This window comes from Amycolatopsis rhizosphaerae, assembly GCF_007713715.1.
Classification (GTDB): domain Bacteria; phylum Actinomycetota; class Actinomycetes; order Mycobacteriales; family Pseudonocardiaceae; genus Amycolatopsis_E; species Amycolatopsis_E rhizosphaerae.
In genome coordinates, this window is sequence record NZ_VJWX01000115.1 from 1 (window position 1) to 15,929 (window position 15,929).

Below are 15,929 nucleotides of genomic sequence, written 5' to 3' on the forward strand. Positions count from 1 at the left end.
GGCCGTACCGGGCGTCGCGCCGGTGCAGTTCACGCAGCAGTGTCGCGAGGATGCGGCCGCCGGTCGCGCCGACCGGGTGGCCGAGCGAGATCCCGGACCCGTGCACGTTGAGGCGCTCGGAATCGGCCTCGGTGAAACCCCACTCCCGTGTGCACGCGAGCACCTGCGCGGCGAACGCCTCGTTCAGCTCGATCAGGTCCATATCGGACAGACGGAGCCCGGCCCGGTCCAGCGCCCGCCGCGTGGCGGGCACCGGGCCGATGCCCATGGTGCGGGGCGGAACGCCCGCGACGCCCCAGCTCACCAGGCGCGCCAGGGAAGTCAGGCCCAGTTCTGCCGCCCGCTCTGGCGTGGTCACCACGCAGACCGCGGCACCGTCGTTCTGCCCACTGGAATTGCCCGCGGTGACCGTGGCGTCCTGGTCGTCGGCGAGCATCACGGGGCGCAGCTTCGCCAGCCCCTCCAGCGTGGTGTCCGGTCGCACGTGCTCGTCGGTGTCGACGACCACCTCGCCCCGGCGGCCCGGCACGGTCACCGGGACGATCTCCTCCGCGAACACACCGGCGGCCTGGGCCTTCGCGGCGCGCTGGTGCGAGGCGAGCGCCAGCTCGTCCTGTTCCTCACGCGGGATTCGGTACTCGCGGCGCAGGTTCTCCGCCGTTTCGAGCATGCCGCCGGGCACCGGGTAGTCCTGCCCGCCCGCGGTGACCCGCCCACGCGCGAGGCTGTCGTGCAGCATCAGCCCGGCACCGCGCACGCCCCAGCGCCCCTCGGTGCTGTACATCGGTGCGCGGCTCATGCTCTCCACCCCACCGGCCAGCACCACGTCGCTCGCGCCGGTCTGCACCTGCATCGCCGCGTTGATCACCGCCTGCAGCCCGGAGCCGCAGCGGCGGTCCAGCTGGAGGCCGCCGGTCTCCACCGGCAGCCCGGCGTCGAGCGCCACCACCCGGCCGATCGCCGGTGCGTCCATGCTCGGGTAGCAGTTGCCGAGCAGAACGTCGTCGACGGCCTCGGCGGGCAGGCCGGTGCGGTCCAGGATGGCCCGGACCACGGCCGCGCCGAGCCGCTGGGCCGGCACGTCCTTGAAGGCGCCACCGAACCGGCCGACGGCCGTCCGAAGCGGGCTGCAGATCACCGCGTCACGCATGCTGATCGTCCTTTGTGTACTGTCGGTGGGCGGTCACATGTACCGCCCGCCGGTAATTTCGATGGTCACGCCGGTGAGGTAACTCGCCATGTCCGAGGCGAGGAACACCACCACGTCCGCGACCTCGTGCGGTTCCCCCGCCCGTCCCATCGGGATCTCGGCGAGTTTGGCGTCCCACACGTCCTGCCGCATCGCCTCGGTCATCGCGGTGCGGATCAGCCCGGGCTGCACGGCGTTGACCCGCACCCCCGCGTGCGCGACCTCCTTCGCGGCGGCCTTGGTCAGCCCCACGATCCCGGCCTTCGCCGCGCTGTAGTTGGTCTGGCCGATGTTGCCGACCTTGCCCGAGATCGAGGAGATGTTCACGATCGCCCCACGGCCCTGCTCGCGCATGACCAGCGACGCGAACCGGGTGCCCAGCCAGGTCCCGGTGAGGTGCACGTCGAGCACCTCGCGGAAGGCGTCGAGCGTCATCTTCCGCATGGTCGCGTCCCGGGTGATCCCGGCGTTGTTCACCATCACGTCGATTCCGCCGTACTCGTCCACGCACCGCGCGACCAGCGCCTCCACCTCGTCGGCCCGGGTGACGTCGCACCGCACGGCGACGGCCCTGCCCGGCCCGCCCAGCTCCTCCGCGCAGGCCCGCGCGGCGTCGAGATCGAGATCCCCGAGCACCACCCTGGCGCCGTGCTCGATCGCCTTCTCCGCGATCGCCCTGCCGATTCCCTGTGCCCCGCCGGTCACCACCACGGACCGGCCCGCCAGCAGATTCACCCTTCGCCCTCCTCGTCGACGACATCGGAAGCACCGAACGCGAGCACACCCCGCCCGGCCAGCTCGTCGATCCTCTCCGCGCTCAGCCCCAGTTCGGCCAGCACGCGCCGGGTGTGCGCGCCCAACGCCGGCACCGCACCCATGTGGGCTTCCACGTCGGAGAACAGGACCGGGGGCAGCAGCGCCGGGACGGGCCCCACCGGGGTGGGCACCTCGCGCCACCGGTCCCGCTCGGCGAGCTGCGGGTGCGCGAGCAGGTCCCGCACGGAGTTCAGCCGGGCCGACGCGATACCGGCCGCGTCGAGCCTGCGCACGAGTTCGTCCCCGGGCAGCTTCCCGGTGCCTTCGGCGACCAGCCCGTCGACCCGTTGCCGGTTGCGGACCCGCGCGGCGTTCGTCGCGAAATCCGGATCGGTGGCCAGTTCCGGGCGGTCCAGCACCTCGGTCACCAGGCGCACCCAGCCCCGGTCGTTCTGGATGCCGATCAACACGTCGGGTCCGTCCGCGGTGGGGTAGGCGTCGTACGGGGCGATCACCGGATGGCTCAGCCCCGCGCGCGGCGGGTTCCGCCCGGTGTGGGCGGTCAGATAGAGCGGGTGCCCCATCCATTCGGTGAGCGCGTCGAACATGGACACCTCCAGGTGCGCCCCCGCCCCCGTGCGCTCGCGCCGGAACAGGGCCGCCAGCACCCCGGAGTAGACGTACATCCCGGCGGCGATGTCGGCCGTCGGGATGCCCGTCTTGGCCGCCGCCTCGGGCGTGCCGGTGATCGACACGAGTCCGGTTTCGCTCTGCACCAGCAGGTCGTAGGCGCGCCGGTCCCGGTACGGGCCGGAGGAGCCGTATCCGGACATGTCCACCACGATCAGTCCGGGCCGCTCGGCACGCAACGTCCCCGCGTCGAGCCCGAGCCGTGCCGCCGCGCCCGGAGCGAGGTTCTGCACGAACACGTCGGCGCGGTCGATGAGCTGTCGCAGCAGCTCGCGTCCCTCGCCGGTCTTCAGGTCGAGCGCGACGGACTCCTTGCCGCGGTTGAGCCAGAAGAAGTGCGAGCCCAGGCCCTTGACCGCGTTGTCGTAGTCGCGCGCGAAGTCCCCGCCGTCGACCCGCTCGATCTTGATCACACGGGCGCCCTGGTCGGCCAGGTGGCGGGTGGCCATCGGCGCGGCCACCGCCTGTTCGAGGCTCACCACGGTCACGCCGGTCAGCGGCAGGTCACCGGTCATCGGGCGTCCCGCAGCAACTGGCGGGCGATCACCAGCTTCTGCACCTCGCTGGTGCCCTCGTAGATCCGGAACAGGCGCGCGTCCCGGTACAGGCGCTCGGCGGTGACGCCGCGGATGTAGCCGGATCCGCCGTGCACCTGCACGGCCCGGTCGGTCACGCGGTTCACCATCTCGCTGCAGAACAGCTTCGCGGAGGAGGGCCCGATCCTGGTGTCCTCCCCGCTGTCGTACCGGGCCGCGGCGTCGAGGACCAGCGCGCGCCCGGCCAGGTACTCGGTGTACGACTCGGCGAGGTGGGCCTGCACGAGCTGGTGGTCGCCGATGGGACGGCCGCCCTGCCGGGCGGTGGCGGCGTAGCCCACCATCTCCTCGATCGCGCGTTCGGCCATGCCGACGCAGATCGCGGCGATGTGCAGGCGGCCGCGCGCGAGCGAGGCCATCGCGGCGTGGAATCCGGTGCCCTCCTCGCCGCCGACCAGCGCCGAAGCCGGTACGCGCACGTCCTGGAAGGAGACCTCGGCGGTCCAGGCACCCGACTGGCCCATCTTGTGGTCCCGCGGCCCGACGCTCAGCCCGGGCGTGCCCGCCTCGACCAGCAGCGCGGAGATCCCCTTGGTGCCGGTGGCCGCCGGATCGGTCCTCGCGAACACCACGAAGAGTCCGGCGATCGGAGCGTTGGTGATGAACCGCTTGGTGCCGTTGACGACATACCCGTCGTCGTCGCGCACGGCACGGGTGGTCATCCCGCTCGGATCCGATCCGGCCTCCGCCTCGGTGAGCGCGAACGAAGCCACCACCTCGCCCGAGGCGAGCCGCGGCAGCCACCGCGTGCGCTGCTCCTCGGTGCCGTAGCGGACAAGCACCTGCCCGGCGATGCCGTTGTTGGTGCCGAACATCGAGCGGAAGGCGGGCGTGGTGTAGCCGAGCTCGAAGGCGAGCCGCACGTCCTCGCTCATCGACAGGCCGAGCCCGCCGTACTGCTCGGGAAGGGCCCAGCCGAACAGGCCCATCGCCGCCGCCTTCTCCCGGAGCGCGGCCGGGATCTCGTCACGCTCCTCGATGAGCGCCTCCTGCGGCACGACCTCCTTGCGCACCAGTTCCCGGACGGCCGCCAGCACGGCACGGAACTCGTCAGCCTCCACGACACCTCCAGCTGTTTCATATATGAACCCAAGGTTCTGTTGTGAAACGCCGTGGTAGTATGACCGCTCCACCTCGCGCCTGTCGACCCCATCGGAGTCAGGAGAACCCCGTGGCCGAGCCGGAGTCCGCCTACTTCGTGCCCTCCGTGGACACGGCGGCCAGGGTGTTGGCGATGCTGACGCGCTACCGCACGCAGTCGTGCACGCTGTCCGAGATCACCAGCGCGCTGGACGTGTCCAAGACCACCTGCCTGCGCGTGCTGAAAACCCTCCAGGCCCACGGGCTGGTCGCCTTCGACGCGACCGGCAAGCGCTACTCCCTCGGCTACTACTGCGTAGTACTCGGCTCCCGCGCCCAGGAATCCCTCGACTACCTGGCCGCGCTCCGGCCGCTGATGCGGGAATGCGCCCGCCGCACCGGCCACACCATCGTCTTCGCCCAGCGGGTCCCCGGCGACAGAATGATGTACGTCGCCAAAGAGGACAGCGGGAATCCCATGCACATCAACGTGTCGGTGGGCAACCGCTTTCCCGTCACCGACGTGTCATACGGGAAGTGGGTGCTCGCCTTCGCCGACGAGGCGGAACGGAGGCGGCTGCTCGCGGACGGCCTGCGCCAGGTGACGCCGCGCACGCGCACCGATCCGGACGAGTACCTGGCCGAGGTGGCCCGCCTGCCCGAACGCGGCGTACTGGTGTCGCGCGGCGAATACCTGCCGGGTGTGCTCGCGGTGTCCTGTCCGGTGCTCGACTCCAGTGGCGGGCTGCGCGGGGTGCTGGTCGCACTGGGCCTGTCCGACGCGGTGGACGAGGACGAGTTGGACGCGCTCCGCTCGGTCATGCGGGAGATGGGCACGCGCTGCCGGTTCGACGGCGGCGCGCCGGGTTTCACGGCGTGATCAGCACCGCGAGCCCGTCGAGGACGCGTTCGAGCCCGAACCGGTAGGCGTGGTCCGGGTCGTGGGCGCTGCCGTGAGCCGCGCCCGCGGCCGAGCCGATCCTCGCCGCGCGGGGATAGGTCTTCTCGTCGAAGACCCGTGACAGCAACGGCTCGTTGGCCTGCCACCACTGCTGGTCCGACATCGCGCTGTCGCTTCTGGCGGCGCGGGCGCCTTCCGCGGCGCGGGCGCAGGACTGGACGAAGGACAGCAGGTAGGCCAGGGCATCGTCGGTGGTCACGTCGTCGAGGCCCAGCCCGTCGAACGCGGACAGCTCGTGCTCGTACTTGCCCATCAGCCCGGGTCCCAGGGTGGGCCGGAGGGTGGAGACGCCGGCCGCCCACGGGTGCGCGCGATACAGCTCGCGGTTCTCCTCGGCGATCTCGGTGAGCCGACGGCGCCACGGCCACCCGCCGGTGTCGGTGCGCCGCATGCGCAGGTAGGCGGTGTCGAGCATGAGGTCGAGCAGTTCGGCCTTGCCCGGCACGTAGGTGTACAGCGTCATCGGCGCGACGCCGAGCGCCTGCGCGACCCGTCGCATGGTCAGGGCGTCCAGCCCCTCGGCGTCGGCGATGGCGGTCGCGGCGTCGACGACCGCGTCGATGCTCAGGCCCTGCCGGGGTCCGCGTTTGGGCGGTGTGGTCTCCCGCCACAGCAGGTGCAGGGTCCGGGCCGGGTCGCCGGCACCGCTCCGTTCGGTCGCCATGCCCCGATTGTTGCGCACCTTTCTCCGCACTATGTACATTGTACGTAGTACGGAGAAAAGGAGTAGTATGCGGATCACCTCTTCCGCCGTGTCGCTCAACGTCGACGACGTCGCGGCGTCCAGCCGGTTCCTGCGCCACCATTTCGGGTTCACCGAGCAGATGGCCGCCGACGGGTTCGCCTCACTGACCAGGGAGGACGCCGGGCTCAACGTGATCTTCCTGAGCCGGGGGCTGCCGACCCTGCCCGCCGACCAGCGGGACGTCCACGCCGCGGGCCTGATCCTCGCCTTCGTCGTCGACGACCTCGAAGGTGAACTCGAACGCCTTCAGCGCGAGGGCGTGACGATCACCATGCCCCTGACCGTCGAAGAGTGGGGCGAGCGGGCCTTCCAGGTCCGCGATCCCAACGGCGTGATCGTCCAACTGGTCGACTGGAAGGGCAACGCCTGACGGTACGGGTGGTGAAATGAGAACGGGGCCGGAAATCACCTCCGGCCCCGTGTCTTTTCTGTTATCCGACAATCACTCTTCGTGCTGAGAAGCCTGCTGGGGTGACTCGATCGCGTCGCCGAGGAGCTGCTCGAGGTCGATCTCCGCGGTCAGCGCGGCGAAGATCGGCGTAGCCTCCAGCTCTTTCTGACTCACGCTCATGTCCGTACCTCCCTCACCCGCCTGAGCTGCCGCTCACGCGGTTCGTGGTGCCGCCAGAAGCGCCCATCCCCTCGCTTTTTTCTGGCAACTGTGTTAACTCGGGGTAATATTACCTACTTACCGCCAGCAACTAGCCGACAACCAACGCATTTCACACCGGGCGCCGTCCCGGCCGTGCCGTGACAACGGCCCCCGGCCGGGACCATAATGAATCAAGAGGCGGTGCGGCGATGGCACTTCACGGCGAAGAGCAGCGGCGACTGTCCGAGATCGAGCGGCAGCTCGCCGAGGAAAATCCGCGCCTGGCTCAGCGGCTCGCCGAGCTACGGCCGATGCGGATCCCCACTGTTGTGCTGGCGATCTTCGGTGCGCTCTGCTCCATGGTCTCCGGCCTGTTCATCCTGGTGGCGGCCGCCCAGGTGCACTCGGGCTTCCTGATGGCGCTGGGCACGGCGCTGGCCTCGGGCGTGCCCACCGCGATCCTGTGGCGCACCTGCCTCTACCGGGTGCGCTGACCCTTCCGCACGATCCGGAACCCGGCATCGGCCAGGATCTCCGGCAGCGCCAGCACGACGTTGCGGTCCTTCTGGCGCTCCGCTTCGCCCAGCTCGTCCCAGGGCCGCAGGTCCGGATGCAGCTTCGCCTCGTTGTCGCGAACGGCGCCGTAGCGCCAGCCGTCCGACTGCCGCTCCGCCATCCACCGGTGGTGCTCGCTCACCGCGAGCAACTCGACCTCCTCGGGTGAGAAGGCGAACGGCACCTCCTCGAGGCTGGGCACCGCGGCGCAACCGACCAGGGCCAGCTTGCGCTCGATGTCCGCCGCCTGCGCACGGTTGGCGTCACGCAGCGTCTCCGGCAGGTCCTCCCACGGCACCAGGGAGGAGTTCGTCTCGGGGGTCTGCCCCAGCGCGGCCTGGTCTCGCAGGTAACGCCGGTGCACGGCGCGCGCCAGCGAGTCGGTGATCCGCTCGGATAGGTACACGCTCGCCATGTCCAGCACTCCTACGAACCTCAACCGGTCTTCCTGACCGTGCTGCACCATCATCTCACCCACGCCGGCCAGTTGAGCCATCCGCACGATGACGGTCCCCTTGGTCGCGTCCACCTTGGCGGCGGCGGTGAGCCCGTCGCGTAGCGCCCTTTCCTCGTCATCGTGGCAAACGAAGACCCGGTGCACACCTGGTTCCGGATGGTAGACACCGGCCACGGTCACGGTGCAGGCCTCGGCGAAGAACGGGTGGCGGGCCCGCATCTGGGCCACCACGGCGGCCCCGTCCGGGTCGACGACGGTGACCGGGACCGGGCCCCGCCGCGCCCGGGCCGCGCGGCGGCCGAGTTCGAGCAGCAGGGCGCGGCCGAACGCGCTCAGCCCGATGACCACCAGACGCTCCCCGTCGGGCTGTTCGGTGGCCAGCACCTTCTTGGCCGCGACCCCTTCCAGTGAGAAGAAGTCGACCTCCATCCCCTCCCGCCAGCGCCCGCCGCGCAGCGTGTCGCCGAGTTCGGGATCCGCGACGTGGGCGTGGACCTGGAGCGGCGCGTGCGCCTTGCGCGCTACCTGGCTCGCGGCCAGTACCGTCGCGATGTTGGCCGGAGTCTCGTCGGCGCACGCGTACAGGCGGGCGGCCCGGGCCAGCCCCACCTCGGTCAGCGCCCTCGGTGTGCGCGCGCTCGGCACGGTAACCACTCGGTGGCCGTCGTCGGTGAGCCGCGCGGCGAGGGTTTTCGCCGCGTCGGAACCACCGCACACCACGATGTGCCGGGAGCGGCGGCGCGCGCGCTGCCGGGCGATCTCGGTGGCGAACAGCAGCCTCGCGGCCTCCAACACGGCGTAGGCGGTGACGGCCGGGGTGAGGAACCGGCTGATCTCCAGCGGCCACGGGTACGGGCCCCCGTTGGTGACCGGACCCGAATTGATCACGAACAGCTGCAGGTCGTAATAGACGAGATCGATCGGGCGGTGGGCGAAGGTGGTGCTCGCCGCGAGGTAGTCCGCCAGGCCGAGATAGCCCAGCACCAGCGACACGACGGTGAGGACGGCAAAAGCGAGACGAATCAGCACCGCCGGTCGTGACGTCAGGGTGTCCTCCGTCGGTTACAACTGGAGCGGTGCCCAGTCTGGAACGGCTTCTCCGGCTCGTCGACCTCGAAATCCCGGCCGCGATCGCCCTCCGGGAGCGGTTGCACGCCATCCCGGAAACCGGTTTCTCCGAATTCCACACCGCCGAGCTGGTCGCCGAGGCGATGCCGGTCGAGTGCACCAGGGTGGCGAAAACCGGCCTGCTGGCGCGGATCGGCGGGCCGCGCGGCGTGCTCGTCCGCGCGGAACTCGACGGCCTGGCCGTGCCGGAGGAGACCGGCGCCCCGTTCGCCTCGGCCAACGGGTGCATGCACGCCTGCGGGCACGACGTGCACCTCGCGGCCCTGGTCGCGCTGACCCGCGCCGCCCACCTCCTGCGCGACGGGCTGCCCGCACCGTTCGTCGCGGTGTGCCAGCCGAGCGAGGAACGCCACCCTTCCGGCGCGGTCGCGCTGCTGGCCGAACCCGAGCTGGCACAGGGGTTCGACGCGGTGGTGGCGGCCCACCTGCACCCGTTGATCGCCTGGGGATCCGTCGGGGTGGAGCCGGGCGCGGTGAACGCGGCGGCGGACGCCGCGGAGATCGTGGTGACCGGGGAAGGCGGTCACGGCGCCTACCCCCATCTGGCCACCGACCCGGTGCTGGCGCTGGCCCAGACCGTGGTGGCACTGCACACCCTGGTGGGGCGGCGCATCGATCCCACGCACGCGGCGACGCTCACCGTCGGCAGGCTCGAAGCGGGCACCGCGGAAAACGTCATCCCCGCACAGGCCCGCGCCTGGGCGACCCTGCGCGCGCTCGACGCCACCGACCAGGCCGCGCTCCGCACCGCAGTGGTGTCCACTGTGGAGAGTGTCGCCGCGGCGCACGGGTGCACCGCCACCGTGCGGTTCACCAAGAGCGACCCGCCACTGGTCAACGACGAAACCCTGGCGCGGCTGGCGGCGGAGCTGGCCCCGGCGGCCGGCCTGCGCGTCGCCCCGCCGTGGCGCTCCTGCGGCGGCGACGACTTCGCGCACCTGAACCGGCTCGGACCGGCACTGATGGCCTTCGTGGGACTGCGGGACGCGCCCGGTTTCCGCCCACGGCCCCTGCACCACCCGGAGTTCCTGCCACCGGCCGAATCCGTCCGGCTGGTCGCCCGCGCCCAGGCGCTGGCGTACTTCGCGGGAGCCCGGTCGGCTCACGGCACCGAGCGTTCCTTCTGAAACACCACGATGCGGAAGGGTAGGGTCGGCGCCCCGACCACCTTGACCCGGGTGCGGAACCCGTGCGCCTCGGCGGCCTTGCGCAGCAGCGACACCGGCGCGGCACTGGTCATGTCGGTGTTACCCGCCATGTAGCCGTCGACCTCCTCTTCGGCGAGCCCGTAGCGGATCATCCACTCCCGCCACTTCTCCATCGCCGAGGCGCCCCGCCGGTCCCCGTTGACGCCGAACACGTCCGCGAAGATCAGCGTCCCGTCCTCGGTGGTGTGCTCGGCGGAGTTGGCGAAGAACTCGTCCAGCGTCTCGTCCGTGGGATCCGGCCCGATCAGGAAGTGCATCACCAGCGAACCGAACACCACGTCGTAGCGCCCGTCGATGTCCTCCCAGGCGGTGCCGCGCACGAGCCGCATGTCCAGACCGGGCTGCTGTTCCGGCCGCAGCATCTCCCGCGTGTACTCGACCATCTGCTCGGCCCGGTCCACCCCGCGGTACTGCCGGACCGGGCCGTGGTGCTCCAGCTCGTAGAACGGCCGGTTGATGTTGCGGATCCAGGGCACGATCTCGCTGGTGAGCCGTCCGGTGCCGTATCCGAGCTCCAGCACGTCCACCGAACGCATGCTGTCCGCGTAGATCCGCAGGATCTCCCGGAACACGGTGGCCGCGCAGTCACGGATGAGCTGGGCGTAGCGCGGGATCCAGCACCGGATGTGCCGCTCGTAGAGGTCGAAGTAGTCGGGCGAGCGGAACTCGGTCTCACTGGTCCAGTCCTCGTCCCAGTGCCCGACCCCGGTCCTGGCCAGCCAGGCCCGGCGCAGGTCGACCACCTTCATGCTGGGCTCGAACCGCACCGCACGGGACTTGATCGAGTCGTAGAACTGGGTCGCGCTGGCATAGCGCAGCGTGTTGCGCTCGATGACGAGCTGGCGGCCGTCGATCCGGCCGGGATTGGGCCGGTACCCGCCGATCAGGTCCGGGTCGAGCAGCAGCAGGTGGTGCCCGACCGCGCCAGGGCCCATCGGGTGCACCTCGCCGGGGCGTAGCTCTTCCCTCGCCGCGATGAAGATCTCGTACGGGCCGGTGCGATGCCGGGCCTGGTGCCGCCGCCACAGGTCGATGTGGCGGGCCAGCTTGTCCTCGTTTTCGAAGAACCACGACCAGTCGATGAGGAAGATGCGCTCGCTGACGTTCGCGGTCATCTCCTCGGGGTGATCGGGCGTCCAGAACTGCTCGGTCTCGTCGGTGAGGTCGGCGATCGCCCGGATCTGACCGCCGTCCCAGGCACGCAGGCTGGAGAAGCTGGGCAGGTAGTAGTCGGCGTCGACGACCAGTTGTGAGGCACCGCCCGAGTCGAGCTCCAGCGCCAGCGCGCCCGCCCAGCCGCCCAGCAGGTGCAGGCTCGCGTGCTCCTCCGCGTAGCCGTCGATGAACTTGTTGATCTGCTCGTTCAGCGCGTTGCGGCCGTGCCGGGCGGAGCGCTGGCCGGGCGAGAGCGTGGTGAGGGCGAGTTTGCCGAGCCAGTCGGTGAACCGCGCCTCGAAGGCGGCGAACCCCTCCTCGTCGCCCGCGTCACTCGGGTACGCCAGGTAGTCCGGCTCGCCGAAGTTCTCCGGCAGCCGCTCGGACCCCGCCTGCTTGACCACCACCAGCGGCAGGTGCAGCGCGTGCGTGAAACCGGCCTCGTAAGCGAGGTTCGGGCGCTGCTTGCTGCCCTCCAGGATGACCAGATCCGATTTCAGCAGCTCGTCGCTGACCTTCGCACCGATGTCCTTGTTGACGCTCTGGTTCTCGTTCCAGTCGTAATAGTCGAACCCGTGTTCGGCGAGCTTGGCCTTCATCACCGACAGGGCCTTCTGCACCGCGTCCGGTGAACCTGCCTGGGTGGACCAGGCGAGAAAAGCGGTGAGCCGGGTCAACGAGACCTCCGGGAATGGTGTGAGAGACCGCCAGTGTATCCATTCGGGCACACTCCGGAGGCGGAAAGCGGATATTGGGGTCAGCGCCGCGCGATGAGCGAGGGGACGACGAACCAGAGCAGCACGAACACCAGCGCACCCAGGCCACCCACCACGATCATCGCGATCGGCCCGTACACCACCTTCGCGATCAGCGCTACGGTGTCGACCACGGCGGCGGCGAGACAGACCAGCCCGGCCAGCACGGCGCGGTTGCCCGCCTCCACGATCTCCAGCCTGAACCCGCCGCGGAACAGCATCCGGTGCCAGGCCGCGGGCGCGGTGAGCAGGGCCGTCGAGGTCGCCGTGAGGAGGACGGCGACCAGGTGCATCGCCTTTTCGATCCCGCTGGCCTGCCGAAACTGGGCGGTGAACACGACCGCCAGCAGGAACCCGAACAGGATCTGCACCCCGGCCTGCGCCACGCGGAGTTCGCTGAGCAACTCGCTGACGTTGCGGGCCAGCCGCTGGTTCGGCGTTTCCTCGTCCTCGCCGGTCACCCCGTTCAGGGTAGAAGACCGCGGGACGCCCGGCAGCCTTGTCCACTGTGGATGTCACGTCGTCGCCGAGAGCCCGGCCGGGCGGCCGCGACTCGCGTCCGGTGCAGGCCAGCTAGCCTGGAGCGGTGACTGCCACCCTGTCGAAACCGGCCCTCAAGATCGGCCCCTACCAGGTCGACACCCCCGTCGTGCTGGCTCCGATGGCGGGAATCACGAACGTGGCCTTCCGCAGGCTGTGCCGTGAGTACGGCGCCGGGCTGTACGTGTGCGAGATGATCACGGCCCGCGCCGTGGTCGAGCGGCACCCCGGGACCCTGCACATGATGACCTTCGACGAGCAGGAGCATCCCCGGTCGATGCAGCTCTACGGGGTCGACCCGAAGACGATGAGCGAGGCCGTCAAGATCATCGTCGGTGAGGGGCTCGCCGACCACATCGACACCAACTGGGGTTGTCCGGTGGCCAAGGTCTGCCGCAAGGGCGGCGGCGCGGCCCTGCCGTACAAGCGCAGGCTGTTCGCCAACATCATCTCGGCCTGTGTCGAGGCGGCCGCACCCGCCGGTGTCCCGGTGACCGCGAAGTTCCGCATCGGCATCGATGACGAGCACCACACCTACCTCGACGCAGGCCGCATCGCGGAGGCCGAGGGGGCGGCGGCGGTGTCCCTGCACGCCCGCACCGCGGCCCAGCGCTACTCCGGCCAGGCGGACTGGAGCTACATCGCGAAGCTGAAGGAGGCCGTCACCACCATCCCGGTGCTGGGCAACGGCGACGTCTTCACCGCGGACGACGCGCTTCGGATGGTCGCCGAGGCCGGTTGCGACGGGGTTGTCGTCGGCCGGGGATGCCTGGGCCGCCCCTGGCTGTTCGGCGAGCTGGAGGCCGCGTTCGCCGGGCGCGAGATCCCGAAGGGGCCGAACCTCGGCGAGGTCGCCCGCGTGCTGCGGCGGCATGCCGAACTGCTCGTCGAGCACGACGGCCCCGGCAAGGCCATGCGTGACCTGCGCAAGCACATGGCCTGGTACTTCATGGGCTTCCCGGTGGGTTCGGAACTGCGTCGCCGCTTCGCGATGGTGTCCTCCCTGGCGGAGCTGGACGAGCTGATCGGCCAACTGGATCACGAAGCCCCGTTCCCCGATGCCGCCGAGGGGCCACGCGGCCGCCAGGGCTCGCCGGGCAAGGTGACCCTCCCGCACGGCTGGCTGGACGACCCCGACGACCCGTCGGTGCCCGCCGGGGCGGACATGATGCACTCCGGCGGCTGAGCCGCACGTGAAGGAGCCCCGCACGGCCTGGCCGTGCGGGGCTCCTTCGTGTCCGCTTCGTGTTCGCGGGGAGTGTCAGCCGACGATCCCGCTCAGATGCGGTCGCACCAGCTTGTACAGCGCCGGCGACGGTTCCACCCCCAGCTCCCGGTGCAGCATGGAGCGGTAGTGCTGGAAATGGCGGATCGCCTCGGTGGTGTTCCCCTCGCTCAGGTACGCCCGCAGGACGGCCGCGTGCGCGCTGTCCCGGAACGGTTCGAGCGTGGTGGCGGTGAGCGCCGCGTGCACCGCCGAACTGGGCCGGTGGTGGTTGAGCAACTGGTCGGCCAGTGCCTCCAGCGCCCGCACGTGCAGGAGCCTGGTCTGCTCCCGTTCGGTCAGCACCCAGTCGTCGTACCAGCCCGGCAGCAGTTCCCCGGGCGCGGTCAGGATCCCCCGCACCGTGTAGGCGTCGACCAGCGGCCGGTCCTCGCCCACCGAGTCGATCACGTGGTTGGCCACCTCGGCGAGCCGGTGCACGTCGACCAGGACATCGAGGTCCAGATCGAGGTCGTGCCGGGTCGAGGACAGGGTGCCCGCCGCCCGCGTCCGCACGCGCCACAGCGCTGTCCTGAGGCTCGCGAGCGCCTGCTCCTGCGGATACTCCGGCCACAGCATGCTCGCCACGTAACCGCGGGGATGGCGGCGGTGCAGCGCGAGGAAGGCGAGCAGCCGCTGCGCGCTGGGCGCCAGTTCGATCTCGACGCCGTCGTGCCGCAGGGAGAATCCGCCGAGGAGTGTCAGCTGGTACCCGCCTTCTGGCCCGTCGGGTCTCAGCCGCGCACCGCGCTGGCTGGGAATCCTCGTCATCGTCTTCCTTCCGTATCGGCTTGTGCCTGGTCCACCGCGCCGCGGGCGGGACGACGTCGCGATCGGGTTGGGCCGGATCGCCGCGCCACAGTCACAAGTCACTGACACTGAAACAGCCGTTTTGTCTCGGGGATCGGCAGGCGAGAGGGCCCAGCGTGCGAAAGGCCGTCCGTTCGCCCGGCGCTTCCGCTTGTTTCCACCGGACCGCCCGTCAAGGTCCAGGACGGCTACTCTCGCCGAAATTCCTTGTGAGACCAGGGAATCGGTCGGCGAAGCAACTTTCGTCCTCACACTAACCCGGCGGGCCATCGGCCTGCAATCAGTCGGCTCCCCACAGGGGCGGCTGCTCCCGGAGAGCACCCATGTGGTTGATCAGACAACCAAACCCGGGTTCCGATAGCAACCGAGAAGACCCCCCTGAAGGGTCAAAACCCCTGCTACAACAAGAGATTCCAGTGGGGGCAGTGTGGCTGGCGGGACCCGAAGACCCCCGGGGTTATCGCACCGTGACGAGCCGGTGACGCAACCGGACCTAACTTTCGGTCGCGGTCCAAGCACCGCGGGCAATACAAATAACCCCCGAGAGGAGAACCAAATGAGGGTATCGACGCAGGAGCTGTCCGCCCAGGACATCGAGGTGCTGCCGGTTCGCGAGGCGCTGCAGGTCAACTCCTTCAACAACCTCATCACGACCATCAACGCTGCTGTCGCGATTCCCCAGGGGGCCGGCGACGCCAGCGCGAACGCCAGCCAGACGAGCGTCGTGCTGCTGGGCGGCGGCGCCGGCACCGGCGCCGCGGGCATGTCCGACGACTACTGATCCTGATCGTCGACCGAGGTCGTCGGCCGTGACGGGAAACACGGCCGGCGGCCCCACCCCCGAAAGGCATCAAGGAGTTCTGTGATGGACAACCACTCGACCACCCGCTTCGAGCAGGAGCAGGTGGAGCTGCTGCCCAGTCGTGAAGCCCTGAGCACGGTCGACGCGGGCCTCAGCGCCAACGTCTCCCTCGGGCTCACGCTCGGCGCCAGCCTCTCCCTCCCCACCGTCCGCCTCTGATGCGAGACCCCGGCGGCCATCGTCGCCCCATCCGAATCGTTCACTCGGATGGGGCGACTCGGTGTTCCTCGGCCAAAAGGTGACGGTGCGGTGACTGTGCACCGGCCTACTGGTGTCGTGCACGGACCGCGGTTCGGGCACCTGAGGAAACACCTCGAGAGGAGAGAACACAAAATGAGTGAAGTGTCGATCCAGGAGCTGTCGATGCAGGACGCCGAGCTGCTGACGGCTCGGGAGGCGCTGGGCACGTGGGGTCTGCGCCGCCACGGTGCCGGGCACGCCACGATCAACGCCTTCAACCAGGCCGTGGCAATCGGCGGCAGGTGTGGCGACGCGTTCGCCAACGCCAACCAGACCATTGTCCAGCTCCAGGGCGCTGACGGCTTTGGCCGTGGCGACTTCTTCGACTGACAACTAACCCCGAGCT

General features: G+C 70.1%; 18 protein-coding genes. 8 read left to right on the plus strand and 10 right to left on the minus strand.

What is annotated here, in order from left to right:
* The 4 genes from FNH05_RS14030 to FNH05_RS14045 form a co-directional block, all read right to left on the minus strand.
* Positions 1-1,150 (minus strand): acetyl-CoA C-acetyltransferase (locus FNH05_RS14030; RefSeq protein ID WP_144588218.1); only part of this gene is annotated, 1,150 nt, incomplete at its 3' end.
* A gap of 33 nt (positions 1,151-1,183) precedes the next feature.
* Positions 1,184-1,924: a 3-oxoacyl-ACP reductase FabG gene (fabG, locus tag FNH05_RS14035; RefSeq protein ID WP_144588220.1), complete on the minus strand. Its 741-nt coding sequence runs from the start codon at positions 1,922-1,924 to the stop codon at positions 1,184-1,186.
* Positions 1,921-3,150 (minus strand): CaiB/BaiF CoA transferase family protein, encoded by a 1,230-nt coding sequence (locus FNH05_RS14040; protein WP_144588221.1) that lies wholly within the window; start codon positions 3,148-3,150, stop codon positions 1,921-1,923. Before FNH05_RS14040 ends, fabG begins: the two co-directional genes overlap by 4 nt.
* Positions 3,147-4,292 (minus strand): acyl-CoA dehydrogenase family protein, encoded by a 1,146-nt coding sequence (locus FNH05_RS14045; RefSeq protein ID WP_144588223.1) that lies wholly within the window; start codon positions 4,290-4,292, stop codon positions 3,147-3,149. The genes FNH05_RS14040 and FNH05_RS14045 overlap by 4 nt, the downstream gene beginning before the upstream one ends.
* A 110-nt stretch (positions 4,293-4,402) precedes the next feature.
* Between FNH05_RS14045 and FNH05_RS14050 the strand changes: the two genes are divergently transcribed.
* Positions 4,403-5,191, plus strand: coding sequence for an IclR family transcriptional regulator (locus FNH05_RS14050; RefSeq protein WP_186382537.1), 789 nt, complete (start codon positions 4,403-4,405; stop codon positions 5,189-5,191).
* Here the strand turns inward: FNH05_RS14050 and FNH05_RS14055 are convergent.
* Positions 5,181-5,936, minus strand: coding sequence for a TetR/AcrR family transcriptional regulator (locus tag FNH05_RS14055; protein WP_144588227.1), 756 nt, complete (start codon positions 5,934-5,936; stop codon positions 5,181-5,183). The two genes, FNH05_RS14050 and FNH05_RS14055, sit on opposite strands and share 11 nt — an antisense overlap.
* A 67-nt stretch (positions 5,937-6,003) precedes the next feature.
* Between FNH05_RS14055 and FNH05_RS14060 the strand changes: the two genes are divergently transcribed.
* Positions 6,004-6,387: a VOC family protein gene (locus FNH05_RS14060; protein WP_144588229.1), complete on the plus strand. Its 384-nt coding sequence runs from the start codon at positions 6,004-6,006 to the stop codon at positions 6,385-6,387.
* A 72-nt stretch (positions 6,388-6,459) separates the two neighbouring features.
* Here the strand turns inward: FNH05_RS14060 and FNH05_RS39750 are convergent, their stop codons facing one another.
* Positions 6,460-6,588 carry a hypothetical protein gene (locus FNH05_RS39750; RefSeq protein ID WP_268756004.1) on the minus strand — a complete coding sequence of 43 codons (129 nt, stop codon included), beginning with the start codon at positions 6,586-6,588 and terminating at the stop codon, positions 6,460-6,462.
* A 230-nt stretch (positions 6,589-6,818) separates the two neighbouring features.
* Here FNH05_RS39750 and FNH05_RS14065 point away from each other — a divergent pair, with 230 nt between their 5' ends.
* A complete protein-coding gene (locus FNH05_RS14065; RefSeq protein ID WP_144588231.1) occupies positions 6,819-7,103 on the plus strand; it encodes a DUF3040 domain-containing protein in 285 nt (94 codons plus the stop codon).
* On the opposite strand, the gene FNH05_RS14070 is transcribed toward FNH05_RS14065, so the two are convergent.
* Positions 7,088-8,650, minus strand: coding sequence for a RyR domain-containing protein (locus tag FNH05_RS14070; protein ID WP_144588233.1), 1,563 nt, complete (start codon positions 8,648-8,650; stop codon positions 7,088-7,090). The two genes, FNH05_RS14065 and FNH05_RS14070, sit on opposite strands and share 16 nt — an antisense overlap.
* A gap of 47 nt (positions 8,651-8,697) precedes the next feature.
* On the opposite strand from FNH05_RS14070, the gene FNH05_RS14075 reads away from it, so the two are divergent.
* Positions 8,698-9,876 carry a M20 metallopeptidase family protein gene (locus FNH05_RS14075; RefSeq protein ID WP_222426612.1) on the plus strand — a complete coding sequence of 393 codons (1,179 nt, stop codon included), beginning with the start codon at positions 8,698-8,700 and terminating at the stop codon, positions 9,874-9,876.
* Here the strand turns inward: FNH05_RS14075 and FNH05_RS14080 are convergent.
* Together FNH05_RS14080 and FNH05_RS14085 are read right to left on the minus strand one after the other, a co-directional pair.
* Entirely contained in the window at positions 9,852-11,789 is a 1,938-nt protein-coding gene (locus FNH05_RS14080) for a class I SAM-dependent methyltransferase (protein WP_144588235.1), read from the minus strand. The two genes, FNH05_RS14075 and FNH05_RS14080, sit on opposite strands and share 25 nt — an antisense overlap.
* Positions 11,790-11,869: 80 nt before the next feature.
* Positions 11,870-12,328: a DUF6328 family protein gene (locus FNH05_RS14085; RefSeq protein ID WP_144588237.1), complete on the minus strand. Its 459-nt coding sequence runs from the start codon at positions 12,326-12,328 to the stop codon at positions 11,870-11,872.
* A gap of 125 nt (positions 12,329-12,453) precedes the next feature.
* On the opposite strand from FNH05_RS14085, the gene dusB reads away from it, so the two are divergent.
* Positions 12,454-13,593 (plus strand): tRNA dihydrouridine synthase DusB, encoded by a 1,140-nt coding sequence (dusB, locus tag FNH05_RS14090; RefSeq protein ID WP_144588239.1) that lies wholly within the window; start codon positions 12,454-12,456, stop codon positions 13,591-13,593.
* Between the two features lie 75 nt (positions 13,594-13,668).
* On the opposite strand, the gene FNH05_RS14095 is transcribed toward dusB, so the two are convergent.
* Positions 13,669-14,442 carry an AfsR/SARP family transcriptional regulator gene (locus FNH05_RS14095; RefSeq protein WP_186382538.1) on the minus strand — a complete coding sequence of 258 codons (774 nt, stop codon included), beginning with the start codon at positions 14,440-14,442 and terminating at the stop codon, positions 13,669-13,671.
* Positions 14,443-15,037: 595 nt separating this feature from the next.
* Between FNH05_RS14095 and FNH05_RS14100 the strand changes: the two genes are divergently transcribed.
* From FNH05_RS14100 to FNH05_RS14105, 3 genes are all read left to right on the plus strand, one after another.
* Positions 15,038-15,262, plus strand: coding sequence for a hypothetical protein (locus tag FNH05_RS14100; protein ID WP_144588243.1), 225 nt, complete (start codon positions 15,038-15,040; stop codon positions 15,260-15,262).
* An 84-nt stretch (positions 15,263-15,346) separates the two neighbouring features.
* Positions 15,347-15,502 (plus strand): hypothetical protein, encoded by a 156-nt coding sequence (locus FNH05_RS38055; protein WP_186382539.1) that lies wholly within the window; start codon positions 15,347-15,349, stop codon positions 15,500-15,502.
* A gap of 174 nt (positions 15,503-15,676) precedes the next feature.
* On the plus strand, positions 15,677-15,913 hold the full coding sequence (locus tag FNH05_RS14105) for a hypothetical protein (protein ID WP_144588245.1): 237 nt from the start codon (positions 15,677-15,679) through the stop codon (positions 15,911-15,913).
* Positions 15,914-15,929 lie beyond the last annotated feature (16 nt).